This is a genomic window from Bradyrhizobium sp. CCGUVB4N (assembly GCF_024199945.1).
GTDB lineage: Bacteria > Pseudomonadota > Alphaproteobacteria > Rhizobiales > Xanthobacteraceae > Bradyrhizobium.
Genome location: NZ_JANADP010000001.1, coordinates 5,636,687 through 5,663,081, shown reverse-complemented (window position 1 = coordinate 5,663,081; position 26,395 = coordinate 5,636,687). Strand labels below are relative to the sequence as shown.

The 26,395-nt window shown below is 64.7% G+C and carries 21 protein-coding genes and 1 pseudogene; 12 read left to right on the top strand and 10 right to left on the bottom strand.

Translation table 11 applies throughout. The annotated features are described in order from the left end of the window. Positions 1-5 precede the first annotated feature (5 nt). Together NLM31_RS26185 and NLM31_RS26180 are read right to left on the bottom strand one after the other, a co-directional pair. The gene (locus NLM31_RS26185) at positions 6-659 is read right to left on the bottom strand and encodes a response regulator transcription factor (protein ID WP_254132092.1); all 654 of its coding nucleotides are present in this window, start codon (positions 657-659) and stop codon (positions 6-8) included. Beyond that, entirely contained in the window at positions 656-2,041 is a 1,386-nt protein-coding gene (locus NLM31_RS26180; RefSeq protein ID WP_254194126.1) for a HAMP domain-containing sensor histidine kinase, read from the bottom strand. Before NLM31_RS26180 ends, NLM31_RS26185 begins: the two co-directional genes overlap by 4 nt. Before the next feature lie 187 nt (positions 2,042-2,228). Here NLM31_RS26180 and NLM31_RS26175 point away from each other — a divergent pair. Further along, a pseudogene (locus NLM31_RS26175) lies at positions 2,229-2,666 on the top strand (DUF2380 domain-containing protein); the annotation flags it as partial. 11 nt (positions 2,667-2,677) lie between these two features. Here NLM31_RS26175 and NLM31_RS26170 read toward each other — a convergent pair. From NLM31_RS26170 to NLM31_RS26160, 3 genes are read right to left on the bottom strand one after another with little or no spacing between them, the layout of a single operon-like run. Beyond that, on the bottom strand, positions 2,678-3,709 hold the full coding sequence (locus NLM31_RS26170; RefSeq protein WP_254132090.1) for an L-idonate 5-dehydrogenase: 1,032 nt from the start codon (positions 3,707-3,709) through the stop codon (positions 2,678-2,680). Positions 3,710-3,731: 22 nt separating this feature from the next. Beyond that, a complete protein-coding gene (locus NLM31_RS26165; RefSeq protein ID WP_254132089.1) occupies positions 3,732-4,499 on the bottom strand; it encodes an SDR family oxidoreductase in 768 nt (255 codons plus the stop codon). Positions 4,500-4,511: 12 nt separating this feature from the next. Beyond that, complete coding sequence (locus tag NLM31_RS26160) at positions 4,512-5,711, bottom strand: mandelate racemase/muconate lactonizing enzyme family protein (RefSeq protein WP_254194125.1); 1,200 nt, start codon at positions 5,709-5,711, stop codon at positions 4,512-4,514. Positions 5,712-5,906: 195 nt separating this feature from the next. Between NLM31_RS26160 and NLM31_RS26155 the strand changes: the two genes are divergently transcribed. The 4 genes from NLM31_RS26155 to NLM31_RS26140 are packed head-to-tail and all read left to right on the top strand — an operon-like array spanning position 5,907 to position 10,991. Continuing rightward, the gene (locus tag NLM31_RS26155) at positions 5,907-6,668 is read left to right on the top strand and encodes a GntR family transcriptional regulator (RefSeq protein ID WP_254194124.1); all 762 of its coding nucleotides are present in this window, start codon (positions 5,907-5,909) and stop codon (positions 6,666-6,668) included. 24 nt (positions 6,669-6,692) lie between these two features. After that, positions 6,693-8,057: an MFS transporter gene (locus tag NLM31_RS26150; protein WP_254194123.1), complete on the top strand. Its 1,365-nt coding sequence runs from the start codon at positions 6,693-6,695 to the stop codon at positions 8,055-8,057. 38 nt (positions 8,058-8,095) lie between these two features. Further along, on the top strand, positions 8,096-9,106 hold the full coding sequence (locus NLM31_RS26145) for a TRAP transporter substrate-binding protein (RefSeq protein WP_254194122.1): 1,011 nt from the start codon (positions 8,096-8,098) through the stop codon (positions 9,104-9,106). A gap of 4 nt (positions 9,107-9,110) precedes the next feature. Further along, positions 9,111-10,991 carry a TRAP transporter large permease subunit gene (locus NLM31_RS26140; protein WP_254194121.1) on the top strand — a complete coding sequence of 627 codons (1,881 nt, stop codon included), beginning with the start codon at positions 9,111-9,113 and terminating at the stop codon, positions 10,989-10,991. 166 nt (positions 10,992-11,157) lie between these two features. Here NLM31_RS26140 and NLM31_RS26135 read toward each other — a convergent pair whose 3' ends face one another. From NLM31_RS26135 to NLM31_RS26120, 4 genes are all read right to left on the bottom strand, one after another. Next, a complete protein-coding gene (locus NLM31_RS26135; RefSeq protein ID WP_254194120.1) occupies positions 11,158-12,408 on the bottom strand; it encodes an arsenic transporter in 1,251 nt (416 codons plus the stop codon). Between the two features lie 22 nt (positions 12,409-12,430). Next, on the bottom strand, positions 12,431-13,708 hold the full coding sequence (locus tag NLM31_RS26130; protein WP_254194119.1) for an MFS transporter: 1,278 nt from the start codon (positions 13,706-13,708) through the stop codon (positions 12,431-12,433). Positions 13,709-13,773: 65 nt separating this feature from the next. Next, entirely contained in the window at positions 13,774-14,214 is a 441-nt protein-coding gene (locus NLM31_RS26125) for an EamA family transporter (RefSeq protein ID WP_254132081.1), read from the bottom strand. 88 nt (positions 14,215-14,302) lie between these two features. Further along, positions 14,303-16,768: a PAS domain-containing sensor histidine kinase gene (locus tag NLM31_RS26120; protein ID WP_254196263.1), complete on the bottom strand. Its 2,466-nt coding sequence runs from the start codon at positions 16,766-16,768 to the stop codon at positions 14,303-14,305. A 226-nt stretch (positions 16,769-16,994) separates the two neighbouring features. Between NLM31_RS26120 and NLM31_RS26115 the strand changes: the two genes are divergently transcribed. The 4 genes from NLM31_RS26115 to NLM31_RS26100 all read left to right on the top strand — a co-directional run bounded on the left by NLM31_RS26115 (position 16,995) and on the right by NLM31_RS26100 (position 21,612). Continuing rightward, positions 16,995-18,077, top strand: coding sequence for a putative zinc-binding metallopeptidase (locus NLM31_RS26115; RefSeq protein WP_254194118.1), 1,083 nt, complete (start codon positions 16,995-16,997; stop codon positions 18,075-18,077). A 173-nt stretch (positions 18,078-18,250) separates the two neighbouring features. Beyond that, positions 18,251-20,266, top strand: a complete 2,016-nt coding sequence (locus NLM31_RS26110) for an acetyl/propionyl/methylcrotonyl-CoA carboxylase subunit alpha (protein ID WP_254194117.1) — start codon at positions 18,251-18,253, stop codon at positions 20,264-20,266. Positions 20,267-20,449: 183 nt separating this feature from the next. Next, entirely contained in the window at positions 20,450-21,316 is an 867-nt protein-coding gene (locus tag NLM31_RS26105; protein WP_254194116.1) for an oxaloacetate decarboxylase, read from the top strand. Further along, on the top strand, positions 21,313-21,612 hold the full coding sequence (locus NLM31_RS26100; RefSeq protein WP_254194115.1) for an acylphosphatase: 300 nt from the start codon (positions 21,313-21,315) through the stop codon (positions 21,610-21,612). The genes NLM31_RS26105 and NLM31_RS26100 overlap by 4 nt, the downstream gene beginning before the upstream one ends. A gap of 134 nt (positions 21,613-21,746) precedes the next feature. Here the strand turns inward: NLM31_RS26100 and NLM31_RS26095 are convergent, their stop codons facing one another. Beyond that, positions 21,747-23,267 (bottom strand): PAS domain-containing sensor histidine kinase, encoded by a 1,521-nt coding sequence (locus NLM31_RS26095; RefSeq protein WP_254194114.1) that lies wholly within the window; start codon positions 23,265-23,267, stop codon positions 21,747-21,749. A gap of 152 nt (positions 23,268-23,419) precedes the next feature. Between NLM31_RS26095 and NLM31_RS26090 the strand changes: the two genes are divergently transcribed. From NLM31_RS26090 to NLM31_RS26080, 3 genes are read left to right on the top strand one after another with little or no spacing between them, the layout of a single operon-like run. Then, entirely contained in the window at positions 23,420-23,977 is a 558-nt protein-coding gene (locus NLM31_RS26090; RefSeq protein ID WP_254194113.1) for a GbsR/MarR family transcriptional regulator, read from the top strand. Positions 23,978-23,993: 16 nt separating this feature from the next. Continuing rightward, the gene (locus tag NLM31_RS26085; RefSeq protein ID WP_254194112.1) at positions 23,994-24,659 is read left to right on the top strand and encodes a DUF4166 domain-containing protein; all 666 of its coding nucleotides are present in this window, start codon (positions 23,994-23,996) and stop codon (positions 24,657-24,659) included. Further along, positions 24,656-26,092, top strand: a complete 1,437-nt coding sequence (locus tag NLM31_RS26080; protein ID WP_254194111.1) for a TIGR01777 family oxidoreductase — start codon at positions 24,656-24,658, stop codon at positions 26,090-26,092. The genes NLM31_RS26085 and NLM31_RS26080 overlap by 4 nt, the downstream gene beginning before the upstream one ends. Positions 26,093-26,395 lie beyond the last annotated feature (303 nt).

Sequence of the window (26,395 nt, the reverse complement as noted above, 5' to 3'; positions counted from 1 at the left end):
CGGCTTCAGGCGTCGCCGAGATTCGGCTCAGTCAGGATGCCCTGGCGCAGCGCCAGCCGGACCAGCTCGATGTCGGAGCCGACGCCGAGCTTGTCCTTGATCAGCGAATGCAGGTTGGCCACGGTCTTCGGGCTGACGTGGAGAGTCTCGGCGATCTCCTCCGTCGTGTTCTCGGCGAGCAGCAGCCGCAGCACCTCGAACTCGCGCGGCGTCAGCACGTCGGCGGCCGAGCTCTCGCCGCTGATCCGGCTCAGGGCGAGCTCGTGGTCGATATCGGGACTGATCGCGATCTTGCCGGCGAGCACGTCCATCACCGCGCGCACCAGCGTCTCCGGCGGGCTGGTCTTGGTGACGTAGCCCCTCGCGCCGGCGCGGATCGCCTGCACGGCGAAACCGGCATTCTCGTGCATGGTGAAGACCAGGATCTTTGCTCCCTTGTCCCATTGCCTGATCCGCCTGACGGCCTCGACGCCGCCGATGCCGGGCATGCTGAGATCCATGATGACGAGATCGGGCGTCTCGGATTTGAACAGGCGATAGGCCTCAGCGCCGTCGCCGGCTTCGGCGATGACGCGCAGGCCCGGCTGCTTCTCGAGCACGGAGCGATAGCCTTCGCGGACGACGGAATGGTCGTCGACCAGCAAAATGGTTGCGGTCATGCCGCGTGCTCCAGCGCTTGCGGAGCGGCGGCTGCGAGCGGAATGACGACGCGCAGCGCGGAGCCACCGGCGGGGCCGGGTTCAAAACTCAGACGGCCGCGTAGCGCCGCCACGCGCTCGCGCATGCCGAGCAGGCCCATGCCGGATTTTGCCGCAGGATCGGTCGAGCGCCCGTCATCGTCGATGGCGAGCGCGATCTCGCCGGCATGCATCGCCAATTCCATGCTGACCTTGGTGGCGCCGGCGTGCTTGGCGGCATTGGTGAGCGCTTCCTGCACGATGCGATAGAGATTGGCGCTGATCGTGGCGGGCAGGGTTTCGAACGTGCCGTCGAACCGGATCGAAAAACGGGTCTCGCCGCGGCTGCGTCCATTCCAGCCCGCAACAAGGCCTTCAAGACTGGCCACAAGCCCTAGCTCCTCGACATCCGGCGGACGCAGCCGGAACAGCGCGCCGCGCAATGTCTCCATCATGCCGGTTGCGGTTCGCGCGATGCCGTCGCACTCGCCAAGCAAGGAGGGGCAGTCCTGCGCCGCCGTCTGGCGGGCGGAGGAGGCGAGCGCCCGGATGGCGGCCAGCGACTGGCCGAACTCGTCGTGCAGCTCGCGCGCGAGATGGCGGCGCTCCTCGTCCTGGAGCGCGATCAGTTTTCGCGTCAGCTCGGCGCGCTCGGCAAGGGCGGTATCGAGGCTCTCGGCGAGATGGTTGAAGACGTCGCGCACCGCGGACAGCTCGGCAAGATCGAACGGCGGCAGTCGCGCGGTGAGGTCGCCCGCGGCAACCCGCTCGAGGCCGGCGCGGATCATGCGGGTGGGGCGCAGCGCGCGGGCCAGTGCGGCATAGACCAGGACACACAAAAGCGGCAAAGCGATCGCGAGCGCGAGCATCAGGCGGCCGGCCTCATGCCAGGCCTCGGCCGTCTGCACGGCCGGATCGACCGAGACCACCGCTTCACCAAGCTTGGTGCCGCGCAGGATCACGGGCCGGGCCGCTTCGCGACCGGGGTCGAACAGGCCATGATAGAACGCCGTAAAAATCTGCGGCGGCGGATCCTCCGGAATCGGCGCGCCGCTGCAGAAGCGCTGCAGCATCTCGCCGCTTGTGCCGCGGAAAGCCAGGCACAGGCCGGGCGTCATCACATAGGCCGAAACGGGGTCGAGGTTGGGAAAGTCGGAGCGGGGGCTCGCAGCCCACAGCACTTTGCCCTGTTGCAGCTCCAGCGTCTTCGCCACGATGGCGGCGATACCGTCGATGCGCGCATGGGCCGCGCGGTCGGCCGTGATCAGGAAATAGGCGGAGATCGCGGCAAAGCAGGCCGCCGATATGGCGGCCACGCGCAAGGTCAGGCGGACCTTGAGATCGAATCTCGGGCGGTTCCACATCGGCGGGCACCTGGCGCGAACGGAATTGTCGCCTCTGCATTAAAGGGCAGAACGGGACCGACGCAAAGCGACACCCTTACCGCGGTGCAACGTCGTGAAATTTTCCCGGAACTGGTCGGGATCGCCCCGGCTGCGGCGCGGGAAACGTCCGCCTAGCTTGCGGCCTTTCCATCATGCGAGGTTCGCGATGCGCCGTGCCCTGTCGTTGCTGTCTTTCCTTGTTGTTCTCGCGGCCGGGCCGGATGGCCGGGCCCTGGCCGCCGAGGCCACCGCCATTGCGCTCGACGATTTCAGCTACACCGACACATCGGCCGAGCCGAACGACCAGAGTGCCGCCCACGAGCGGCGGCTGCAGGCGTTCATGGTCGCGCTCCGGCGGGACATCGCCGCCGACCCGCGCTACCGGCTTGCGCCGTCCGTGCAGGAGGGGGCGGCGTTCAAGGTCATCGGCGGCATCCAGAAGACGAGCACGCTGGTGCAATGGGCCAAGGTCGCGGTGATCGACGTTGGCGCCAGGAAGGTCGTGATGGACAAGCTCTACACCTTCCGCGGCGACAACGACGAATCGTGGGAGCGTGCCGAAATCTTCGTCTCCCGCGAGGTCATGGCCGCACTGGCGCAGCCCTGAGGCCGGGCTTAGAACGTCAGCTGCACCTTCATCGATTGCGAGCGGTCGCTGGCGAGCTCGAACGCGGCGACTGCGTTCTCGAACGGCATGGTCGCCGTGATCAGCGGCTTTACGTCGATCAGGCCTTCGCCCATCAGCCGCACTGCGAGCTCGAACTCGGGATCGAAGCGGAAGGTGCCGCGGAGCTGCAATTCCTTGGCGACGATGGAGTTGATCGGCAGCGTCATCTCGCCGCCGAGGCCGAGCTGTACCAGCGTCGCGCCGGGACGGAGCACGTCGAGCGCGGTGCGCAGGGCGGCCTGATTGCCGGAAGCCTCGAACAGCGTGTCGAATACGCCCTTGCCGGTGCGCCAGGGATCGAGTGCGGACGCATTGGTCGCGACATTGATCGCATGCGTTGCGCCGAGTTTTTTGGCGACCGCGAGCGGCGCGTCGGCAACATCGGTCACGACGATCTCGGACGCACCGCCGAAGCGCGACACCAGGATCATCAGCGCACCGATCGGGCCGCAGCCGGTGATCAGCACGCGCTTGCCGAGGAGGGGGCCAGCCTGCTTGCCGGCGTGGAGACACACCGCGAGCGGCTCGGCGACCGCGGCTTCGGCGAGCGACAGCTTGTCGGAGATCGGCACGGCCTGCGTCGCGTCGACCGAGATGAACTCGCGAAACCCGCCCTGCACGTGGGGAAAGCGCATCGCGCTGCCGAGGAAGCGCATGTCGAGGCACTGGTTGCGCATGCCCTCCTGGCAATGCAGGCATTGGCCGCACGGCTTGCTCGGGTTGACCGCAACGCGCGTCCCGACCTTCACGCTGGTGACGCCATCGCCGACGGCCGCGACCACGCCGGCGATCTCGTGCCCCAGCGCCATCGGCTGCTGGATGCGGACGACGCCGAAACCGCCGTGGTGGTAATAGTGCAGATCGGAGCCGCAGATGCCGCCGTTGGCGATCTTGACGCGGACTTCACCCGGGGCGGGCGCCGGATCGGGATAGTTGTCGATCCGCAGGTCTTTCGGAGCGTGAATGACGACAGCGCGCATGGTTTCGTTCCCTGTTTCGCGATTACATCGCGGCGATCATGCCGCCGTCGACATAGATGATCTGGCCATTGACATAAGTTGAGGCATCCGAGGCGAGGAAGATCGCCGCGCCCACCAGCTCGTCCGGCTTGCCCCAGCGCTTGGAGGGGATGCGGCCCATCAGCCAGTTGTTGAAATCGGTGTTGTTGACCAGCGCCTCGTTCATGTCGGTCAGCATGTAGCCGGGGCCGATCGCATTGGCCTGGATGCCGTGCTGGGCCCATTCCACCGCCATCGAGCGGGTCAGGTTCTTGATGCCGCCCTTGGCCGCGGTGTAGGGCGCAATCGTCGGCCGCGCCAGCTCGCTGCCGAGCGAGCCGATGTTGATGATCTTGCCGCGCTTGCGCGGGATCATGCGCTTGCCGGCTTCGCGGCCGATCACGAAGGCGCTGGTGAGGTCGGTCTCGATCACTTTGCGCCATTCGTCGGTGGTGAATTCCACCAGCGGCTTGCGGTGCTGGATGCCGGCATTGTTGACGAGAATGTCGACCGCAATGCCCTTTTTGTCGAAGTCGTTGAAGGCCGCCACGATCGCGGGCTCATCGGTGACGTTGAACGCCGCGCCCTCGGCCTGGTGTCCGGCGGCGCGAAACTCGGCGACAGCCTGCTCGACGCGCTTCGGATCGACGCCATTGATGATGATCTTGGCGCCGGCCTTGGCCATGCCCTCGGCGATGGCCCGGCCAAGCCCGCGCGAGGAGCCGGTTACCAGCGCGGTGCGGCCGGAAAGGTCGAAGAGGGCGGTGCTCATCTCAAAAGATCCTTAGACGTTGGAGCGGCGCACGGTCAGATCGGAGCGCTCAAATACGGCGGGCAGAAGGTCGACGCCCAGGCCGGGGCCTTCCATCGGAAAGACATAGCCGTCCTTGATCGTGGGCATGGTGGTGACGAGCTCATTGTACCAGCCCTTGTAGAAGGCGCGCACGGATTCCTGGATCAGCGTGTTGGGCTGGCTGAACGACATGTGGATGGCGGCGATGAAGCCGATCGGGCCGATGCAATCGTGCGGGGCGAAGGGGCGGTGATAGGTCTCGGCCATCGCCGCGATCTTGCGGCCCTCGGTGAGGCCGCCGGTCCAGCACAGATCGGCCATCACCACATGCATGGCGTCGCGGTCGAGCATGTCCTTGTAAGGGAAGCGCGAGCCCAGCGTCTCGCTGGCGCAGACCCAGACGTCGGTCGAGCGGGCGTATTCGGCGAGCGCCTGCGGCGAGTTCATGCGGATCGGGTCTTCGTACCAGGTCGGCTTGTAGGGCTCGAGCGCGCGGGCGATCTGCTTTGCCGTCGGCAGATTCCACAGCGAATGGAGTTCGACCATGATCTCCATCTTGTCGCCGACGGCCTTGCGGATTTTTTCGAACGGCTCGATCGCCTGCTTCATCTGGGCGGCCGTGATGTAGAGACCCTTGTTCTCCTGCGCTGCCGGATCGAACGGCCAGATCTTCATCGCCGAGATGCCGCTTTCCAGGAGGCTTTCGGCGAGCGCATCGGCGCGGTTCATGAAGCCGTCGAGGTCTTCATAGGGGCCCTTGGAGGCGCCGAGATTCCAGTTGGAGACCGGGCTGATATTGGTGGAGCGCACATATTGCGTGCCGGCGCAGGTATTGTAGATGCGCTGCTTGTCGCGGCAGAGGCCGCCGAGCATCTGATGCACCGGCTGATTGCAGACCTTGCCGAACAGATCCCACAGCGCGATGTCGATCGCCGATGCTGCGCGATATTCGACGCCGGTCGATGACTGCGCCATCGGCAGGTTCAGCATGTCGCGATGGATCGCCTCGATGTGGAGCGGATTGCGGCCGAGCAGGCGGCCGGCAAAGGTGTCGTGGATCTGCGCTTCGATCGCGCCCGCGCCATAGAAGGTCTCACCCAAGCCGATGACGCCGGCATCGGTGTGGACGCGCACCCAGATGACGTTGGAGAATTCCTCGGTGCGCAGCGTCTCGATCGACGTGATCTTCACGGCAATTGTCCTCCCATCGTGAGCGCGGCTAGCGCCCGTCTTGTTGTTCTTCCTTGGTCGTTCTTCCTTGGCCGCTCCGCAGCCTTGGAGACGCCGTCATACGCGCACTTGTAATATATCACAACATGTTTTAAGCATGTCACAACAATGATGCGACCTGGCCCAAGACGAGGCGAGGGCGATGGGGAGGACAGCATGGTGCGGCGCAAACGCGCGCTCGAGTTGGTCAACGCGGAGAGCGAAGGCGCCATCAGCAGGCGCAACCGCGTCAATTTCGTCGAGCTTGCCTATCAGAAGATCGAGGATCTTCTTGTCAGTTGCGAGCTGAGGCCGGGTCAGTTCCTGACCATGCTGGAGCTGCAGCACATCACTGGATTTGGCCGCACACCGGTACACCATGCGGTCAACACGCTTGCCGCCGACACGCTGATCATTATCCGTCCGCGCCATGGTTTGCAGGTTGCCCCGATCGATCTGGCGCGCGAGCGCATGCTGCTGGGCCTGCGCCGCGACATGGAACGCTTCGTGATCCGCTTGGCTGCTGATCGCGCCAGCCTCTCGCATCGCAATCAAGCCCTGCATATCGAGCGCGTGCTGCGCGAGCGACGCGCCAACCTGACGCTCGACGAGTTCAACAACCTCGACCGCCGTATCGACGCGCTGATCCTCGAGGCCGGCGGCGAGCCCTTCCTCGCGCATACGATGCGGCCACTGCACACGCTCTACCGGCGCATCGGCTTCATCCATCACCGCCACATGCCGGGGCGGACCGACTTGTCGAGCACCATCGATCGCCATCTCGACATCTTGAATGCGATCGCCACACGCCGCGTTGAAGCTGCGGTGAAGGCGAGCGACGCGCTGATCGACTTCATGGATACGATATTCGTCGGCATGGAGACGGGGATCGATCCGCGCCTGCTCGATTGCAGCATCGAGCCGTTGCTCGACGCGTAGAAAAATTTCGAAGAGAGGACCAACATGTCAACGATGGCCGTGCCACAACCGACCGCGAGCGAAGCCGCGGTCCGCTATCTCATCACCAATTACAGTCCAAAGGGCAACAAGGTCGGCTGGCTGATGATGGCCTCGATCCTGGTCGAGGCCTGGGATCTCTATTCGATCGCCTTCGTGCTGATCTTCATCAAGGAGCAGTACAATCCCGATCCGTTGATGCTCGGCCTTGCCGCGGCCGGCACGCAAGGCGGTGCGCTGATCGGCGCGCTCCTCGGCGGCTGGCTGTCCGACAAGATCGGCCGCCGCGTGATGTTCCTGGTGACGATGGTGATGTTCATCGTGCTGGCGCTGGCGCAGGCTTTTGTGCCGAGCGTTGCCTGGCTCGTCGTGATCCGCTTCCTGCTCGGCATTCCGCTCGGCTCCGATATCTCGACCGGCTACACCTACATCATGGAATCCATGGCGAAAGGTGAGCGCGAGGTGATGGGCAATCGCTGGCAGTTCATGTTCGCCGTCGGCGAAGTGCTGACCATCGGCGTCATCGTGATCTTCCTGCTGCTCGACATTCAGCACGAGATGCTGTGGCGCGTGACGCTCGGCCTCGGTGCGGTACCGGCGCTGATCATCCTGATCATGCGCCACGACGTGCCGGAGACGGCGGTGTGGCTGGTGCAGAAGGGGCGTTATCGTGAGGCCAAGCAGGTCGCGCGCGAGATGTTCAACGACGACCTCGCCATGCTGCCGGACCAGGACGTTCCGGTGCCGAAGGTCTCGACTCGTGCCTTCCTCGCCGACCTCAAGCAGGACCCGATCCGCTGGCGCGCGACGGTCTACGGCTGGATCGCCTGCTTCGCCCAAGGCAGCGAGTTCTCGACCTTCGCGTTCTATTTGCCCGTGCTGTTCGTGATGGTCGGCGTGTCGAGCGTGCTCGGCATCAACCTGGTGACCATGGCGCTGTTCTGCTTCGCGGCTCTGTCCGGCTGGGTCGGTCCGCTGCTGACGCCGAAGATCGGCCACCGCGGCATCGCGATCGCCGGCTTCTCGATCGTGCTGGCCTCGCTGCTGGTCGCCGCCTTCGCGCTCTACACCGACAACAAGATCCTGCTGCCGTTCGCGGCGGCCGCCATGTTGTGGGGGCATTATTGGGACGCGTCGAACTGCATGACGATCCCGACCATGGTCGCCAAGCCGAAGTACCGCGGCACGGCGAGCGGCTTCGCCTACATGTTCGTGAAGCTGCCGTCGTTCTTGGCGATCTTCCTATTCCCGACGGTGTTCGCTGCAGTCGGGCAGGCCAGTGCCACCCTGATGGTCGCGATCTTCCCGCTGATCGGATTGCTCGCCGCAATCTTCATCCTGCCGGAAGTCTACGGCTACGAGAACGACTGACGGATAACGCCAAAGCAACAAACCGAAGGGGAGGCATCATGACGAAGTTTTCGCGCCGCGCGATGTTGGCGGGTATCGCAGGAGGGCTTGCAGCTCCGGCCCTGATCAGGCCGGCAGCCGCTGCCACGACGCTCAAAGTCTCGACGTCGTTTCCGAATGACCCGAAATTTTCGACGGCCCGGATTTGGTATGATCTCTTTCTGCCGCGGCTGAAGGAGGCGACCGACGGGCAGGTTGCGACACAATTCTTCCCGGACAATCAGCTCGGCCAGGAGGCCGATGTCGTCAACCAGGTCAAGTTGGGCGTCGTCGACATGATGCTTGTCGGCACGTCGATCTGGACCAACGTCGTGCCCGAGATCGGCGCGTTCGATCTCGGCTACATCTTCGCGGACTATGATCACATGCGAAGAGTTGCATCCTCACCAGGGGGCGAGGCCGTGCGACAGCTCCTGGTGAAAAAGGCCGGTGTGCATTTCCCTGCTTGGGGGCGCAATCTCGGCGCCCGCAATTTCATGACAAAGTTCGCGTTCAAGGAGCCCGCCGAGCTCGCCGGCAAGAAGATTCGCTGCCTGCCGAATCCGGTGGTGACGGAGACCGTCAAGCTGATGGGCGCCGCTGCAACGCCGATGGCGTTCGGCGAGATCTACACCGGACTTCAGGCTGGTGTGATCGACGGGCTGGAGCACGACGCCCCGACGATCATTTCGGCGAAATTCTATGAAACGGCCAAGAATTTCACGCTGACCAAGCATATTCACACGCCCTTCGGCGCTTTCATCAGCGACCGCACCATGACCAGGCTGCCCGCGGCGCAGCGCGACGGCCTGATCAAGGCCATCCAGCAGGCCACGGATGAACACTTTGCCAAAGCCGGTCAGATCGAGGCGGACGCGACGGCGGAATTGAAGAAGCTCGGCGTGACCATTTCTGAATGCGATCGTGGCGCGTTCCGGGAGCACGTTCGACCGATGTGGGATCGCTTCGCCGAGCGCACACCCGCCGCGAAGCCGCTGCTGGATGCGATCCGCCAGACCGAAAACGGCTAGATCGATGACGACGCCTGTCACCGTGGCGCGAACCGGACAACTGGCGGTCGAAGGCATCTGGCCGGCTTTCCTGAAGGGCCTGCTGCTCGTTCTCGAGTGGACGGCAACGGCTCTGCTCGCGGCTGATCTTCTTGTCGTCATCGGATCGGTCCTCGCCCGGCATTTGTTCGACACGCCGGTGGAGTGGAGCGACGATGTTGCTCGCGCGCTGCTCCTTGCCGTGACCTTTCTCGGCGCGGCTGCGGCATTGGCGCGCGGCGACAATGCCGGCGTGACGTTCTTTGTCGATCGAATTGCGCCGCGCCGGCGCGAACAACTCGATGCCGCGGTGGCTGCGCTTGTTGTGATCATCACGGCTGCGTCGTTCTACTACGCAACCCAGTTGCTGGTTGAAACGTCGGGTCAGACGGTCGGGGCCGGGGTGCCACAGGAAGTCTTCTTTGCTCCCCTGTGCGTTGCGACCGCTGCCATGACGCTTTTTGCGATCGATACCTGCCTGCGTTTCCGCCGGCGGGATACCGTCGCGGCGGTCGCCGGCTATGCGATCCTGGCCGCCCTCTGGACGGCCTGGCTGTCGCTCTCGCCAGACACCACGCCAGGACTGCCGTGGATCATGGGTCTCGTCTTTGTCGCGTCTTTGGTGGCCGGTGTCGCGATCGCTTTCGTTCTGGCGCTTTCCGCGCTGGTTTTTGTCTGGTGCGGCGACATGTTGCCGGGCCAGTTCCTTGCCCAGCAGATGGCGCGCGGCATCGACAACTTTGTGCTGCTTGCCGTGCCGTTCTTCATCCTGGTCGGCTATCTGATGGAGGCGAACGGCATGTCCGTCCGTCTGATCTCACTTCTGCAACGAGGTGCTGGCCGGATTCGCGGGGGCCTCGACGTCGTGATGGTCCTCGCGATGGTGATCTTTTCCGGCATCTCCGGTTCGAAGATGGCTGACATCGCGGCCGTCGGCTCCGTGTTGGTGCCAGCGGCCCGCAAATCCGGACAGAAGCCGGGAGACGCGGTCGCGCTGCTCGCGGCCTCGGCGGTCATGGCAGAGACTATTCCTCCCTGCGTGAATCTCATCATCCTTGGCTTTGTCGCGAACTTGTCGATCGGCGGCCTGTTCATGGCGGGTCTGCTCCCTTCGGCGCTGATGGCACTCGCCCTCATTCTCACGGCTGTGGTCGCGGGGCGTCGCACCACGCAGGCCGCGATTGTCGGCGGCGCCGGCGAATCCATGACGAGCATGGCGACCAGCGGCGTCGCGGCGTTCGGCCTGATCGTGCTGATTTTCGGCGGCTATCGATCGGGCTTTGCAACTGCGACGGAGATTTCTGCTTTTGCGGTTGTCTATGCACTGGCCGTCGGGTGGGTCTTATTCCGGGAGATGACCTGGACGGCAGTCGGCTCGGTCATGCGGCACGCGGCCGTGCGCTCAGGGATGGTTCTTTTCATCGTAGCGGCCGCCCAGAGCCTGGCTTATGTCCTGACGCTGCAACAGATCCCGCACGCGATTGCGGATGTCTTGGTGGCTTTGACCGCCCAGCACGGGCGTTGGGTCTTTCTTCTTCTCTCTGTCCTGATCCTGATCGTGATGGGATCCGTTCTGGAGGGAGCCGCTGCACTGATCATCTTCGCGCCGCTGCTGATGCCGGTGGCACGGCAACTCGGCGTTGATCCCCTCCATTACGGCGTCATCCTTGTCGTGGGCATGGGGATCGGGCTATTTGCACCTCCGCTCGGTCTTGGCCTCTATGGTGCGTGCCTCATCGGCGGTGTGCGGCTCGAGGACACCATCGTGCCGATCTTGAAGTATCTCGGGATACTCTTCCTTTGCCTGATCCTGATCGCCTTTGTCCCGGAGATCAGCACGGCCCTGCCGAGGGCGTTGGGATACTGACGGCCCTCCAATGGGCCGCAGTGTCGTGTCGCCGACGATGACATTGTGCCCCTGTTTTGCCCGACGTGTCAAACGGGTTCGGAAAATGCGCATGGCGACGCGCGGACGGTGGTCGGCTACTTTGCATGGGGTTGTTTTCGATATTTTTGAGATCGACTGAGCACGCTCACCTGATCGCGGCCGCCAGCGCCGCGATCAGGGCGGGCGGTGTCACCAAAATGCCGAGCTTGAGGAACGGCCAGGCGCCGACCTCGATCTTCTCCCGCCGCAGCGCGACCAGCCAGAGGATGGTCGCGAGCGAGCCGGTGACCGACAAATTGGGTCCGAGATCGACGCCGATCAGGATGGCGCTGACGACAGGGGCCGGCAGATGATCGCTGGCGGCGACCGAGCCCGCGACAAGGCCGACGGGCAGATTGTTGGCAATATTGGTGGCCAGCGCTGTCGCGATGCCGACGCTCCAGGCGGCGTGCGTCACGGAGTGTGCGACGGCCTGATGCAGCAGCGCACTGAGCTGTCCGATGACGCCGGTCTTCACCAGCGCTTCCACCATCACGAACAGACCGCCGACCAGCGGCAGCACGCTCCAGGACACGCCCCTGAGCACGGGGAGCGGCGACTGGCGGCTGATCAGCAGCACGATGGCGGCCGTCACCACGCCGCAGATGAAGGTCGGCAGGCCCAGTTGCTTGTCGAGTGCCGATGCCGTGACCAGTACGGCGCCGATGGCGATGATGCCGACGGCCGTCAGCTTGCCGCCGCGGCTGAGCTTGGGATGCGGCACGCTGCGCGCGATGGTCTCGTCTTTCAGCGCGCGATGCTGGGTCAGGCGTAGCACGATATAGGTGAGCAGGATCGAGGCGGCCGAGGGCAGGGCGAACAGGCGCAGCCACTCGACAAGCTGCGGCATGCGCGCGCCGAACACGACGAGGTTGGCGGGGTTCGAGATCGGCAGCACGAAGCTTGCGGCGTTCGCAATGAAAGCGCAGACGAACAGATAAGGCAGCGGTTTTGCGCCCGCCGCGCGCGTGGCGGCATAGACGGCCGGCGTCAGCACGATCGCCGTCGCGTCGTTTGAGAGCAGCACGGTCACGACCGTGCCGACGACATAGATCAGCAGGAACAGCCGTTGTGGTGAGCCCGCGGCATATTCCACCGCAAGCGCTGCGAGATAATCGAACAGGCCTTCGAGCCGGGCGAGCTCGGCGATCAGCATCATGCCGATCAGGAAGAGATAGACGTCGACGCCTTTCTCGATGCCGGTGAGGGCGTCCTGCCATGGCAGGAAGCCGAGCAGCACCAGGGCGCCGGCGCCGAGCACGGCCCAGATCGCCTCGGGCAGTCGAAAGGGGCGGATGATGACGCCCGCGGTCGCGGCGACGATGATGCTCCAGGCCCAGATGGCGTCAGACGGCACGTTCAATCCTTGTGGCGTGAGTTCATTTGGCAGCGATAGCGGAAGCCGCGGCCGCTGTCTTCCCCTGTGGACGCGGACCGCCGTCTGCGCTTTGCCGCGTCTCGGGGAAGGCGAGGAGGCAGATCACGGCGCCGATCGCGGCGACCGCGCCGAGCGTGACGAAGGCTGCGCTGTAGCCAGCACCGACCACAACGAAGCCGGCGAGGGTCGTCGACAGCGCCGCGCCAATGCTCTGGGCGGTGATGACGGCGCCCTGCGCGACGTTGAAGCGGCCGGTGTTGCGCATGAGGTCGGCGACGATCACAGGGAAGATCGCGCCAAAAATGCCGGCACCGACGCCGTCGAGCAACTGCACGCCGACCAGCCAGAACGGATTGTCCGAGAGCGTATAGAGCGCGCCGCGAATGGGCAGGATCAGGAGCGCGGCGAGAAAGAAGCGCTTGTGGCCCCATTGGTCGGCCTTGGCTCCGACCAGCATTGCGAAGGGCACCATCACGATTTGGGCTGCCACGATGCAGGCTGACATCAGGCTGGTGCCCATGTTCTTGTCCTGGAGAGCGAGCTTTTGCCCGACCAGAGGCAGCATTGCCGCGTTGGAGAGGTGGAACAGAGCGGTGCAGATCGCGAAGACGAGCAGCGGGCGACAGGTCAGCAGCACGGCGAGGCCGGATGGCTGCTCGCTCTGTGCATCGGCGTCGTCCAACCCGCGCGCAAGGTCGTGGTCGATGGCGCGTTCGGGAATTGCGAGGATGCTGGCGAGGCTCGCGACCGCCATGGCGCCGAGAAGGTAGAACACGACGGTGGGACCGAACCAATAGGCGGAGAGCCCGGCGAGACCGGCCGCAACCGCATTGCCGGCGTGATTGAAGGTTTCGTTGCGGCCGATCCGCCGGGTGAAGGCGGCATGGCCGAAGATGCCGAGTGAGACGGCGGCGATGGCCGGCGGAAAGATGACGGCGGCGGCCTGGGCGATGCCTTGCGAGATTGCGACCGGCACGAAGGTCGGAAACAGCGGTAGCGACAGCGAGGCGAGGGTGACCATCATGGCGGCAATCGCCATCACCATCCGTTTCGCCCGTGTCGCGTCGACCAGTGCGCCGGCCGGCGTCTGCGCCACGATGCCGGCAATGGTCGCAATCGACATCACGAGACCGATCCGCGCCTCGTCCCAGTGCTGCTCGGTGAGGAGATAGACGGCGAGATAGGGGCCGAGCCCGTCGCGGACGTCGGCGAGGAAGAAATTAGCGGCGTCCAGCGCGCGGCCGGCCTGCCTTGCCTGATCGGGGATTTCGCGCGACATCGGTCTCTCGATCGAGGCAGGGAAGCGCCCCGGCAGAAACCGATCTCAGGCCGCTTTGTTCCGCCCTAAAACTTCACGGCCAGGAGAACCGCGCCGGCGCCGATCATGGCGATGCCGACCCAGCCCTGCGCTGTCGGGCGCTCGCCGAGAAAAGCGAATGCGAACAGGGCGACCAGTACGACGCTGAGCTTGTCGATCGGCGCCACCAATGTTGCGGGCCCGAGTTTCAGCGCGCGGAAGTAACACAGCCACGACGCGCCGGTCGCGAGCCCCGACAGCACCAGGAACAGCCATGTTCGCGACGAGACCGCCGAGGGGACGGCGAACTGGCCGGTGAAGAACAGCAGCACCGAGAAGGCCAGCAGCACCACGATGGTGCGGATGAAGGTGGCGAGATCGGGATTGATGTTCTCGACGCCGACCTTGGCGAAGATTGCGGTCAGCGCGGCGAAGCAGGCGGAGAGAAGCGCCCAGGTCTGCCAGGCTGAGAAGAGGGCGGGTTTCATCGGGATATTGCTTTCATCTGGTCGTGGCGTGGATTGCAGCCCAATACTTCGCTTGTCCTGGACGACATCGCGTTGCGTGGCCCAACACTCACCTTGCCACCGACAGCTTCTCCGTGATCGCCTTGCGCAGAATGCGCGAGAGCGACTCCACCGAGTACGGTTTCTGGATCAGCTCGAATCCGCGATGGGCGTTCTCGGCGAGCACGTTGCTGTAGCCGCTGGTAAGCACCACCGGCAGGCCCGGATAGCGCTCGCGGATGATGCCTGCGAGCTCGACGCCGTTCATGCCGGGCATGATGACGTCGGAGAACACCAGATCGACCGCGAACTCGTTCTCGGCGAGGATGGAGAGCGCGGCATTGGCGTTGGCGACGCGGCGGACGACATAGCCGAGGTCCTCCAGAAGCTCGGTCGAGAACTGGCCGACATCGTCATTGTCCTCGACCACGAGCACGCGGTAGCCGCGCCCGGTGGTCGAGCCTTCGCTGGTGAGTGATGCGGATTCCTTCTCGGCGGCAGGGCTCTGCGCCTGCGGCAGGTAGATCGTGAAGGTCGCGCCCTGGCCGTGCGTGCTCGTCACGGCGATGTCGCCTTCGGACTGTTTGGCGAAGCCAAACGCCTGGCTGAGGCCGAGGCCGGTGCCTTTGCCGACCTCCTTGGTGGTGAAGAACGGCTCGAAGATGGCGTCGATATTTTCGAGCGCGATGCCGGTGCCGGTATCCGCCACCGAAATTGCGACATAGTCGCCGCCACGCGCCGACTGCGCACGCAGGTTCGGGATGCCCTGGACCTTGCGGACGGCGATGGTGAGGCGGCCTTCGCCGTCCATGGCGTCGCGGGCGTTGATGGCAAGGTTGATCAGCGCGGTCTCGAATTGCGCGATGTCGGCGACCGTGAAGCAATCGGCGTCGTCGATCTCGACCATGATCTCGATGCGGCCACCGACCAATGGCCGGACCAGCTGCGCCACGCCCTCCACCTGGCTGCCGACGTTGAAGATCTGCGGCTTCAGCGGCTGCCGTCGCGCGAAGGCCAACAGCTGTGCGGTCAGTTTCGAGGCGCGCTCGACAGTATCGGAGATGGCATCGACATAGCGGCGGCGGCGCTCTTCCGGCAGCTCGCGCCGGCGCAGGAAGTCGGTCGCCGAGCGGATGATGGTCAGCAGATTATTGAAATCGTGCGCGACGCCGCCGGTGAGCTGGCCGATCGCCTCCATCTTCTGCGATTGCCGCAGCGCTTCCTCGCCGCGGCGGCGTTCGGTGATGTCGACGGCTTCCGGCACCGCGCCGGTGATGTTGCCGTGGTGGTCGAGCACCGGGCGCATGCCGAACTCGAAATCGCGCTCGCCGATGGGCAGCCGCAGCCGCATCTCCATCCGCACCGCTTCGCCCTTGAGCACAGTGTCGAAGGCCTCGCGCACGGTCGCGCTCATGCCGTGGGTGCCGGTGAACCAGGGTGTATCCCAGAACGGCTTTCCGATGACGTCGGAGGAGTTCGCCCTGATGCCGTCGAGCGCAGTCTTGTTGGCGTAGAGCAATTCACCCCTAAGGTTGACCAGCCCCTGATACTGGTTGCTGGTCTCCAAGATCGCGCGCAGCCGCGCCTCGTTGGATTCGAGCTCGGTGGTACGCTGCGCGATGCGCTCTTCCAGCGTCTCGTTGAGGCTCCGCAGCTCGATCTCGGCCTGCTTGGCGACCGTGATGTCGTGGGCAACGCCGATGAAGCCGATATGCTTGCCGGTCGGGTCCCAGCGCGGCTGCGATTCCGAGCGCAGCCAGCGCCATCTTCCGGACGCATCCTTGTAGCGCGCCTCCAGCACGAACGGCTTGAGCGAGGCTTCGCCCTGGACCGATTGCTGCAGGACATGCGGCAGGTCGTCCGGATGCAGCACCTTGCGCCAGTCGAAGGCGATGGCCTGATCGTAGGGCAGGCCGACGAAATCGACATAGGCCTGGTTGGCGAAGGAGCGCGTGCGGTCGAGCTTGGTCACCCAGATCGGCACCGGCGCGCTGTCGGCGATCAGCCGGAAGCGCTCCTCGCTCTCGCGCAAGGTCTCGCGCACCAGCATCTGGTCGGTGACGTCGATATGGGCACCGACGAGGCGGATGGCGCGTCCGTCGCCGTCACGCTCGATCTTGGCGACGACGCGGATCCAGCGGGTCTCGCGGTCGCTGGGGCGGATGATGCGGTATTCGGCGGTATAGTCCTCGCTGGTCCCGGCCAGCGCCTCGAAGAAGTGTTTGACGGTCGCGTCGCGGTCATCGGGATGGATGCGGCTGACCCAGTCTTCGTGCGTTTCGTCCGCAGCCTCGGGCGGCAACCCGTGGATCATCAGATATTCCGGCGAGCGGCGGTTCTTGAAGCCTTCGCGGAAGTCGACCTCGAGGCCACCGACCTTGCCGATGCGCTGAATGCGCGCAAGTTCGGCCTCGCGCTCCTGAAGCGCGCGATAGGCTTCATCGCGCTCCCGCGCGATGTCTTGGAGGTGCTGGCGCAGCCTTTCGGCAGCAAGGGTCTCGGGCAAAGGATCGTTCAAGGCGTCGGCCGTTGTGATGCGGGAGCGCGCGTGCCGAACCGATATTCACACAGACAAAGCGTGATAGCCATTGCTCAAAAGGGAATTGATCGGGAAACGCCCACCGAACGATGTTTGGCGGGTATGAACGAACGCGGGGTCTGGTTATTTGTTCCTGATATTGGAACGACCGGCCGTCGGCCCGCGTATCTGCGAGGCGTCACAACTGATATTCGTAAGGCTCCCTTTCCCGAGAGGCTAAATCTTGAAGCTCTTTGTCTGCCAGGCCTGCGGCAATGTTCTCTATTTCGAGAACCGCGCCTGCGAACGTTGCGGTCACCGGGTCGCCTTCCTGCCCGAGAAGGAGACGATGTCGGCGATCGAGCCGGACGACGAGGGCTGGAAGACGCTGGCCGACAAGGGCGAACGCCGCATGCTCTGCAGCAATGCCGAGTATGACGCCTGCAACTGGCTGACCGATGCCGGCGATACCACCGGCTATTGCCGCGCCTGCCGCCACAACGGCATCGTGCCTGATCTGTCAGATCCCGTGCAGCTCGCCGGCTGGCGCGAGCTGGAGGTGGCGAAGCACCGGCTGTTCTACTCCCTGATCCGCTGGAAGCTGCCGCTCCAGACCCGGCAGGAGAACCCCGAGCACGGTCTGATCTTCAATTTCCTCGCCGATGATCCCAACAGCGGCCAGAAAATCCTGACCGGCCATGATAATGGCCTGATCACGATCGCGCTGACCGAGACCGATACGATCGAGCGTGAGCGGCGCAGGCTGGAGATGGGCGAGCCCTATCGCACGCTGCTCGGGCATTTCCGGCACGAGGTCGGTCACTATTTCTGGGACGTACTGGTGCGCGACGGCGGCAAACTGGATGAATGCCGCGCGGTGTTCGGCGACGATTCCGTTGACTACGGCGAGGCCCTGCAGCGCCACTATGCCGAAGGCGCGCCGCCGGACTGGCAGCAGAATTTCGTCTCGGCCTATGCGACGATGCACCCCTGGGAAGACTTCGCGGAGACCTGGGCGCATTACCTCCACATCATCGATACGCTGGAGATGGCTAGCGAGTTCGGCATGGAGGTGCGGCCCAAGGTCGATCGTGACGGGGAGTTGTCGACGCGAATCCGGTTCAACCCCTACGAGGCGAGAGGCGTCGAGGCGATCGTCGACGCATGGCTGCCCTTCACCTTCGCCATGAACAGCGTCAACCGCGCCATGGGCCTGCACGACCTTTATCCCTTCATTCTCTCGCCCGCGGTGGTGACGAAACTGGGCTTCATTCACAGCCTTGTCCGGGACGTGGCCAAGGATAGGGCCAAGGCCGGGAAGCCCTAGGTCATCCAAGGGGTTCGCCAGGCCCGATCGGTCTTGCGCTGGTACGCCAGCGGGGCCGGATTTAGACCGTTGCCTCCGGCCCATTTTGATGTACCACGGGAGCCACACGGCCCGTTCCATAGGCCCCAACGGCCAGGGATGGGTCCCGCCCAAGGTCGAGACTCAAGAAAAGCATGTTCAAACGCATTCTGATCGCCAACCGCGGCGAAATCGCCTGCCGGGTCATCAAGTCCGCCCGCAAGATGGGAATTCAGACGGTTGCCGTCTATTCCGAGGCCGACCGCGACGCCCTCCATGTCGAGATGGCCGACGAGGCCGTCCTGATCGGGCCGCCTGCCGCGGCCGAGAGCTATCTGGTGATCGAGAAGATCGTCGAGGCGTGCAAAAAGACCGGCGCCGAGGCCGTGCATCCCGGCTACGGCTTCCTGTCCGAGCGCGAGGCGTTTCCGCGCGCGCTGGAGGCCGCCGGCATCGTCTTCATCGGCCCGAACCCCGGCGCGATCGCCGCGATGGGCGACAAGATCGAATCGAAGAAGGCGGCTGCGAAAGCCAAGGTCTCGACCGTGCCTGGATATCTCGGCGTCATCGAGGACGACAAGCACGCGGTCAAGATCGCCGACGAGATCGGCTATCCCGTGATGATCAAGGCCTCCGCCGGCGGTGGCGGCAAGGGCATGCGCATCGCCCATTCGAAGGCCGAGGTCGCGGAAGGTTTCAATCTCGCCAAGGCAGAAGCCAAGGCCTCGTTCGGCGATGACCGCGTCTTCGTCGAGAAGTTCATCGTCGATCCCCGCCACATCGAGATCCAGGTGCTGGGCGACAAGCACGGCAACGTGATCTATCTCGGCGAGCGCGAATGCTCGATCCAGCGTCGCAACCAGAAGGTCATCGAGGAGGCGCCGTCGCCGCTGCTCGACGAAGCCACCCGCCGCAAGATGGGCGAGCAGGCGGTCGCGCTGGCCAAGGCCGTGAACTACGATTCCGCCGGCACGGTCGAGTTCGTCGCAGGCCAGGACAAGAGCTTCTACTTCCTGGAGATGAATACGCGCCTCCAGGTCGAGCATCCCGTCACCGAGCTCGTCACCGGCGTCGATCTCGTCGAGCAGATGATCCGCGTGGCCGCCGGCGAGAAGCTTGCGCTCACCCAGAAGGACGTCACTCTCACTGGCTGGGCGGTGGAATCGCGTCTCTACGCCGAGGACCCGTTCCGCAACTTCCTGCCCTCGATCGGGCGGCTGGTGAAATATCGCCCGCCGGCGGAGTTAAGCAAGGACGGCATCACCGTGCGCAACGACACCGGTGTGCAGGAGGGCGGCGAGATCTCGATCCATTACGATCCGATGATCGCAAAACTCGTCACGCATGCGCCGTCGCGCGCGGCGGCCATCGAGGCGCAGGCGACCGCGCTGGATTCGTTCTATGTCGACGGCATCCGGCACAACATCCCGTTCCTGTCGGCGCTGATGCATCATCCGCGCTGGCGCGAGGGCAATCTCTCGACCGGCTTCATCGCCGAGGAATTCCCGAAGGGCTTTGCGGTGCGCGTGCCCGAAGGTGAGGTTGCACGTCGCATCGCCGCGGTCGGCGCCGCCATCGATCACGTGCTCGGTGAGCGCAAGCGGCAGATCTCCGGCCAGATGGGCGGACGGATCGTGCAGCGCGAGCGTCGTCGCGCGGTGTGGCTCGACCGCCAGGAGATCTTGCTCGAGGTTGCCCGCGAGGGCGACGCGATCGCGATCCGCTTCATCGACGCCGATGGCAAGGCCGGCAATGCGCATCTGCTGCAGTCGGCGTGGAAGCCGGGCGATCCGGTCTGGCAGGGCACCATCGACGGCCACTTCATCGCGGTACAGGCGCGCCCGATCGCCAACGGCATCCGTCTCGCACATCAGGGCGTCGAGGTGCCGGTCTATGTCTGGACCGAAGCGGAAGCGGCCTCGGCGCGGCTGATGCCGGTGACGACGGCGTCCGACAGCGGCAAGAAGCTGCTGTGTCCGATGCCGGGCCTCATCGTCTCGATCGCAGTGACCGAAGGGCAGGAGGTCAAGGCCGGCGAGACGCTGGCCGTGGTCGAAGCCATGAAGATGCAGAACGTGCTCCGCGCCGAGCAGGATGGCACCGTGAAGAAGATCCACGCCAGCGCCGGCGCGACGCTCGCGGTGGACGCGCTGATTTTGGAGTTTGCGTAAGGGTCTCTGTGTCGTCCCGGCGAAGGCCGGGACCCATACCGCGTGATCTATCGGTAAAGTGCGGTGTCAGCGGCGTTGGAATGTCTCTGGCGACCAGCCTTCGCCGAACTCCTTCCTGGGGCTATGGGTCCCGGCCTTCGCCGGGACGACGCTGGGGATGCATTCCGACTGAGAGAGGGCACCATGGCCTTTCGTTCCCGCCGCGAGAAACTTCGTTCCATCCTGTCCGGCACGGCTTGCGTCCATCCCGGCTCGGTCTATGACGCGATCTCGATCCGCATTGCCGAGGATCTCGGTTTTCCGCTCGGCATGTTCGGCGGTTCGGTGGCCTCGCTTGCCGTGCTCGGCGATCCCGATGTCACCCTGATCACGCTCACAGAGCTCGCCGAGCAGATGCGGCGGATGTCGCGTGCCGCCGCGCTGCCGGTGCTGGTCGATGCCGATCACGGCTATGGCAATGCGCTCAACGTGCGCCGCACGGTGCAGGAGCTCGAGACGGCAGGGGCGGCCGGTCTCACCATCGAGGACACGTTGCTGCCCGCAGCTTTCGGTGAAGCGAAGGCGCAGCTGATCTCCCTGGAGGAGGGGGTCGGCAAGATGAAGGCTGCGCTCGATGGCCGTGGCGATCCCACACTGGTCATCATGGGCCGCACCGGAGCTGCCTCGATCACCTCGATCGAGGACGCGATCCGCCGCGCCAGGGCCTATGAAGCCACCGGCGTCGATGCGCTGTTCTTCACCGGCATCAAGTCGCGCGCCGAGCTCGAATCCATCGTATCCGCAACGCGCCTGCCGATCGTGCTTGGCGGGGCGCCGGACGAATTGAACGCGATCGACTATCTTGCCAGCCAACGCGTCCGCATCGCCCTTCAGGGCCACGCGCCGATCGCGGCCGCAACGCAAGCCGTCTACGACGTCCAGAAGGCATTGCGAGAGGGCACGGCGCCGAAAGCGCTGAAGGGACTGCCGTCAGCGGAGCTGACCAATCGCGTCACGCGCGAAGCCGAGGTAAAAGCGCGTAGCGCCGACCTTCTCGGATTGAAAAAATGAGCCGGGCGATCCTCCAGGTCATGATCCGCGGCCGCGTGCAGGGCGTCGGTTACCGGGCCTGGGTCGAATACCAGGCGACGGCGAGCGGCCTCGAAGGCTGGGTCCGCAACCGCCGCGATGGCAGCGTGGAAGCGCTGTTCGCGGGAGCGCCGACGCACGTTGCCGACATGGTCGCGCTGTGCCGCCACGGTCCGCCGTCATCGCGGGTGGACAGCGTGACGAGTGAAACGGCCAGTGTGGATGAATTGAATCTGCGCAGGGCAGGGGAAGCGTTTTCGGTTCTGGCGACGGTGTAGCGTTGGAGAAGATCGTCATGCCCGGGCTTGTCCCGGGCATCCACGTTCTTCGTGCCGCTAGACGTGGATGGCCGGGACGAGCCCGGCCATGACGCCGTGGAGGCTTGGGTGCCTTGAGATCGAGAGGTTAAGAGTCACCTCGGCAGCTTCGAGATCGCCTCGCTGAGCTCGTGAATCTCGTAGGGTTTGCGCAGGATCGGGAAATCGCCGCGCACACCGGCGGCGGCTTCGCTGTAGCCGCTGGCGAGCAGGATCGGCAGTTCGGGGTGGACCTCGCGGAGGTGATGGGCAAGGCCGAGCCCATCCATCTTGCCCGGCATGACGATGTCGGAGAACACGAAGTCGACGCCGTTGTGCTCGAGCTCGCGCAGTGCGGCCTCTGCGTCGGCAACCCGGCGGACGCGGTAGCCGAGCTGCTCCAGCAAGCCGATGCTGACGATGGCGACATCAGGATTGTCCTCGACCAGCAGCACCGTGCCGCTGCCGCGCATCGGCGCGGGCTCAGGCGCCTCGCGCGGTGTGGCTCCGGTCTCTCGCGGCAGCAGGATGGTGAAGGTCGTGCCCTTGCCGAGCTCGCTTGCGACCTTGACCGTGCCGCCGGCCTGATGCGCAAAGCCGTGCACCTGTGACAGGCCGAGGCCGGTGCCTTTCCCGACCGGTTTGGTCGTGAAGAACGGTTCGAAGATCTTGTCGACGACGTCGGAGGGGATGCCGAGCCCGGTATCGGCCACCGTGATCGCGACGAACTCGCCGCTGCGGAGCGGATCGTGCAGCACGACGTTGTGCGCGCCGATCGTCACCGTGCCGCCGTCGGGCATGGCATCGCGGGCGTTGATGACGAGATTGAGCAGCCCCGTCTCGAGTTCGGAGACGTCGGCCCGGACTGGCCAGACCTCGCGATCGATGTCGAAGGCGAGACGAACCGCGCTGCCGAGGCCGGCGCTGAGAACCTCGCGGATCGCCTCGATGCGGTCGCCGAAATGGATTGCCTGCGGGTTGACGCTCTGGCGTCTTGCGAAAGTCAAAAGCTGTCCGGTTAGCGCGGCGCCGCGCTTGGTGGCGGTCTCGATCGCCAGGACTGCGCGCTGAAACTTGGAATCGTCGGGGTCGCCCTTCTTCAGAATGTGAAGGCTGCCGCTGATGATCATCAGCAGATTGTTGAAGTCGTGTGCGACCCCGCCGGTGAGCTGGCCGAGCGCATCGAACTTCTGCGACTCGGCGAGCTGCGTCTGCATTGCCTCTAGCTTGATTTGCGTGTTGCGGCGCTCGGTGATGTCGCGGGTGATCTTGGCGAAGCCGACGAGGTTGCCGTCCTCATAGATCGGGTCGATCACGACGCTCGCCCAGAAAAAGGTGCCGTCCTTGCGGACCCGCCAGCCTTCCTCCTCGTAGCGGCCCTGGTCCCGCGCGATGCCGAGCGCACGGGCAGGCTTGCCGTTGGCACGGTCGGTCTCGGTATAGAAGCGCGAGAAATGCTGTCCGAGGATCTCCTCGGGCGAATAGCCCTTGATCCGCTCGCCGCCGATGTTCCAGCTGGTGATGATGCCGGTGGGGTCGAGCATGTAGAGCGCGTAATCCGCGACTCCTTCCACCAACAGCCGGAAACTCCGCTCGCTCTCGAACAAGTCTCTCTGTTGACTGGACTTTTTGAACATTCCGGACCCCGCCTTAACGGGTGCAAACGCTCCAGAAGGCGTTTGGTTCCCGTTGCTCGGATGTTTTTTAGGCAAATACGACCACCGGTATGCACGTTGCAAGCCGTCGTCCGGCACTTGACACGCAATCGCATTCGTCAGATATTTCTGTTATGACAGAAACAACCGGAAAGAAGAAACTCCCAGCCGCCGTCGAGCGCTTCATCCTGCATTGGGGCGACATGGGGGATCAGTGGGGCGTCAACCGCTCGGTCAGCCAGATCCACGGGCTGCTCTATCTCGCCGAAGCGCCGATGACGGCCGAGGACATCGCCGAAACGCTCGGCATGGCGCGCTCCAACGTCTCCAATTCGCTGAAGGAGTTGCTCGCCTGGAACCTGATCCGGCGGGTGCCGATCCTCGGCGACCGCCGCGATCATTACGAGGCCGAGACCGACATCTGGGAGGTTGCGGCGAGGATTGCGGCGCGGCGCAAGGAGCGGGAGCTCGATCCGGCGATCACGGCGCTGCGGGCCTGCGTGACCGATGCTGCCGACGATCCAACCATCAATCCGGTCGCGAGCAAACGGCTGAAGGAGATGCTCGCCTTCACCGAGCTCGCCGACCACTGGTTCATGCAGATGCTGAAAGTGCCGCGGCCGCGGCTGGTCGCTCTGATGCGGCTTGGCGAGAAGATCGCCAACCTGCTGCCGCTGGGCAAGGCCAAATAGTTTCGAGGAGGGTGTGATGACGTCGGCGAGATTATCAGGCTCCAACGCAACTCCCTCCGCTCACATCAAACTGCTCGACGACCGCCGTTTCCGCGCGCTGTTGTCGGATGAGGATTGGGGCCGGCTGCCGCTCGCAACCTGGCGGCGCTTTTCCAAGCGCGTCGCTGACGGCGACAGCGTGGTCTATGTCGGGGTCGTCGACGAGGTCTCCTTCAGCGACATCGGCTGGTGGTTTGCGCAGGCCGCGCGCCTGATCGGCGGGCCATTGCCGACCGGCCGCGACACCGGCGTGCCGATGATCGTGACCGTGACCGAGGATGGCGCAACCGGCGGCCAGACCTGGACCCGCATTTGCGCGCGCAAGCGCGGCTTTCCGCAGGTGATCCATTCCGCCAAGCGTTTCGCCGGCCCGACCGGGCTCGAGGAATATGTCGGCTTCGGCGTCTCGATGGCGCTGCGTATCGCGGTTGAAGGCGAGGCGCTGACTTTCCGCAGCGCTGCTTATGGACTGCAGCTCGGAAGTCTGTGGATTCCGCTGCCGCAATGGCTCACGCCGGGCAACCTCACGGTGACGCATTCCGATCTCGGCGAGGGCGCATTCCGCTTCACCCTCGATGTCATTCATCCGCGTTACGGCGCGCTGATCCACCAGTCCGCCGTGTTCAGGGAGGCCGTGTCATGACCCCGCTCTTGTGGACGCTCATCGCCATCCAGATCGTGATGGGTGTGTTCGACACCTTCTATCACCACGAATTCACCGAGCGCCTCGCCTGGCGTCCGTCGCAGCGCTTCGAGCTGAAGCTGCACGGCATCCGCAACATGCTCTACGCGCTGTTGTTCCTGCTGCTCGGGTGGCTCGAGGTCTACGGCGTGCTGGCGCTGGCGATCGTCGCGGTCCTCGTTGCCGAGATCGTCATCACGCTGATGGATTTCGTCGAGGAGGATCTGAGCCGGAAACTGCCGCCGAGCGAACGGATCAATCACACGCTGCTTGCGATCAATTACGGGGCTATCCTGGTGCTGTTGCTGCCCGTGCTGATCGATTGGGCGATGCAGCCGTTCGGCGTGAAGGTCGTGCATCAGGGCTTGCTCAGCTTCGCCGCGACTGCCTGCGCAGTTGGTGCAGCGCTCTGCGGCGTCAGGGATTTTGCCGCGATGCGTCGGCTCGGCCGGATGAAGAGCGTGCCCGCGCAAGGACTCGTTGAGAAGATCTCCGGCCGCAAGACCGTGCTGATCACCGGCGCCACCGGGTTCATCGGCAGCCGCCTCGCGGCGAGTCTCAGTGGGGCAGGGCATCACGTCATCGCGCTGATCCGCAACCCCGCCAAGGCCGAGATGCTGCCGCCCCCGGTGACGCTGATCACCAGCCTCAATCAGCTTGCCGCGGACACGCCAATCGACGCCATCGTCAATCTCGCCGGCGAGCCGATCGGCAACGGCCTGTGGACCGAGGCGAAGCGCGCGAAGATCATCGGCTCACGCGTCGACATGACCGGTGAGGTCGTAAAACTGATAGCGCGGCTCGAGCGCAAGCCCGAGGTGCTCGTCAGCGGCTCCGCGATCGGCTGGTACGGCCTGTGGGCCGACCAGGTGCTGACGGAGTCGGCGAAATCTCACGCCTGCTTCAGCCACGAGCTGTGCGCAGCCTGGGAGAGTGCGGCGCGGCCGGCGGAAGAGTTCGGCGTGCGCGTGGTCAATTTGCGCATCGGCCTCGTACTGGGCACGGAAGGCGGTTTCATCACGCGCATGCTGACGCCGTTCGAGTTCGGGCTTGGTGGTCCGCTCGGCACCGGGCGGCAGTGGATGTCCTGGATCGAGCGCGACGATCTGATCAGGCTGATCGCCTATGTGATGGCAACGCCCGATCTCGCCGGTCCCGTCAACGCCACCGCGCCGATCCCCGTCACCAACGCAAAGTTCACGGAAGAACTCGGTCGCCGTTTGCACCGGCCCGCGGTGTTCCGCATTCCCGGCGGCCTGCTGCGCCGGATCGGTGGCGGCTTTGCCGACGAGCTCCTGCTCGGCGGTCAGCGCGTGCTGCCGAACAAGGCGCTGAGCCGCGGCTTTGTGTTTCGGCACGAGACACTGCGCAGCGCGTTCGAGGCGATCCTGTGAGGTGACGTCATGGCCTGCGCTGCATGTCCCCGCGTTACGAGCGGCTGGTTTCGTGGATGCTTGACGGCAACTTTTGCATTGGACTCGGTTATGCTCGCAGTCCGGCTCTGGTTGGAGCAATCCCTAAGCGCTGTTCCTTCCATGGTTGTGGGGTTCCCGTTCACCCTCGTTCTCGTGTGTTTGTTCACAGGGCTTCCTGCCGCGCTCTTGATCAGTTTCGCTGAAGCTCTGCGAGTACGCTCGAGGCTGTTCTATATCTCAGGTGGTGCCGCGATTGGAGCGATGAGCGGCGCGCTTATATTT

Excerpts from the sequence above, each read along its gene's own strand:
- NLM31_RS26095 (WP_254194114.1), bottom strand. The coding sequence starts at position 23,267 with ATGTTCAAAAAGTCCAGTCAACAGAGAGACTTGTTCGAGAGCGAGCGG.
- NLM31_RS26140 (WP_254194121.1), top strand. The coding sequence starts at position 9,111 with ATGACGACGCCTGTCACCGTGGCGCGAACCGGACAACTGGCGGTCGAA.
- NLM31_RS26130 (WP_254194119.1), bottom strand. The coding sequence starts at position 13,708 with ATGTCGCGCGAAATCCCCGATCAGGCAAGGCAGGCCGGCCGCGCGCTG.
- NLM31_RS26110 (WP_254194117.1), top strand. The coding sequence starts at position 18,251 with ATGTTCAAACGCATTCTGATCGCCAACCGCGGCGAAATCGCCTGCCGG.
- NLM31_RS26125 (WP_254132081.1), bottom strand. The coding sequence starts at position 14,214 with ATGAAACCCGCCCTCTTCTCAGCCTGGCAGACCTGGGCGCTTCTCTCC.
- NLM31_RS26105 (WP_254194116.1), top strand. The coding sequence starts at position 20,450 with ATGGCCTTTCGTTCCCGCCGCGAGAAACTTCGTTCCATCCTGTCCGGC.
- NLM31_RS26180 (WP_254194126.1), bottom strand. The coding sequence starts at position 2,041 with ATGTGGAACCGCCCGAGATTCGATCTCAAGGTCCGCCTGACCTTGCGC.
- NLM31_RS26145 (WP_254194122.1), top strand. The coding sequence starts at position 8,096 with ATGACGAAGTTTTCGCGCCGCGCGATGTTGGCGGGTATCGCAGGAGGG.
- NLM31_RS26170 (WP_254132090.1), bottom strand. The coding sequence starts at position 3,709 with ATGCGCGCTGTCGTCATTCACGCTCCGAAAGACCTGCGGATCGACAAC.
- NLM31_RS26085 (WP_254194112.1), top strand. The coding sequence starts at position 23,994 with ATGACGTCGGCGAGATTATCAGGCTCCAACGCAACTCCCTCCGCTCAC.
- NLM31_RS26090 (WP_254194113.1), top strand. The coding sequence starts at position 23,420 with ATGACAGAAACAACCGGAAAGAAGAAACTCCCAGCCGCCGTCGAGCGC.
- NLM31_RS26185 (WP_254132092.1), bottom strand. The coding sequence starts at position 659 with ATGACCGCAACCATTTTGCTGGTCGACGACCATTCCGTCGTCCGCGAA.
- NLM31_RS26155 (WP_254194124.1), top strand. The coding sequence starts at position 5,907 with ATGGTGCGGCGCAAACGCGCGCTCGAGTTGGTCAACGCGGAGAGCGAA.
- NLM31_RS26150 (WP_254194123.1), top strand. The coding sequence starts at position 6,693 with ATGTCAACGATGGCCGTGCCACAACCGACCGCGAGCGAAGCCGCGGTC.
- NLM31_RS26165 (WP_254132089.1), bottom strand. The coding sequence starts at position 4,499 with ATGAGCACCGCCCTCTTCGACCTTTCCGGCCGCACCGCGCTGGTAACC.
- NLM31_RS26080 (WP_254194111.1), top strand. The coding sequence starts at position 24,656 with ATGACCCCGCTCTTGTGGACGCTCATCGCCATCCAGATCGTGATGGGT.
- NLM31_RS26100 (WP_254194115.1), top strand. The coding sequence starts at position 21,313 with ATGAGCCGGGCGATCCTCCAGGTCATGATCCGCGGCCGCGTGCAGGGC.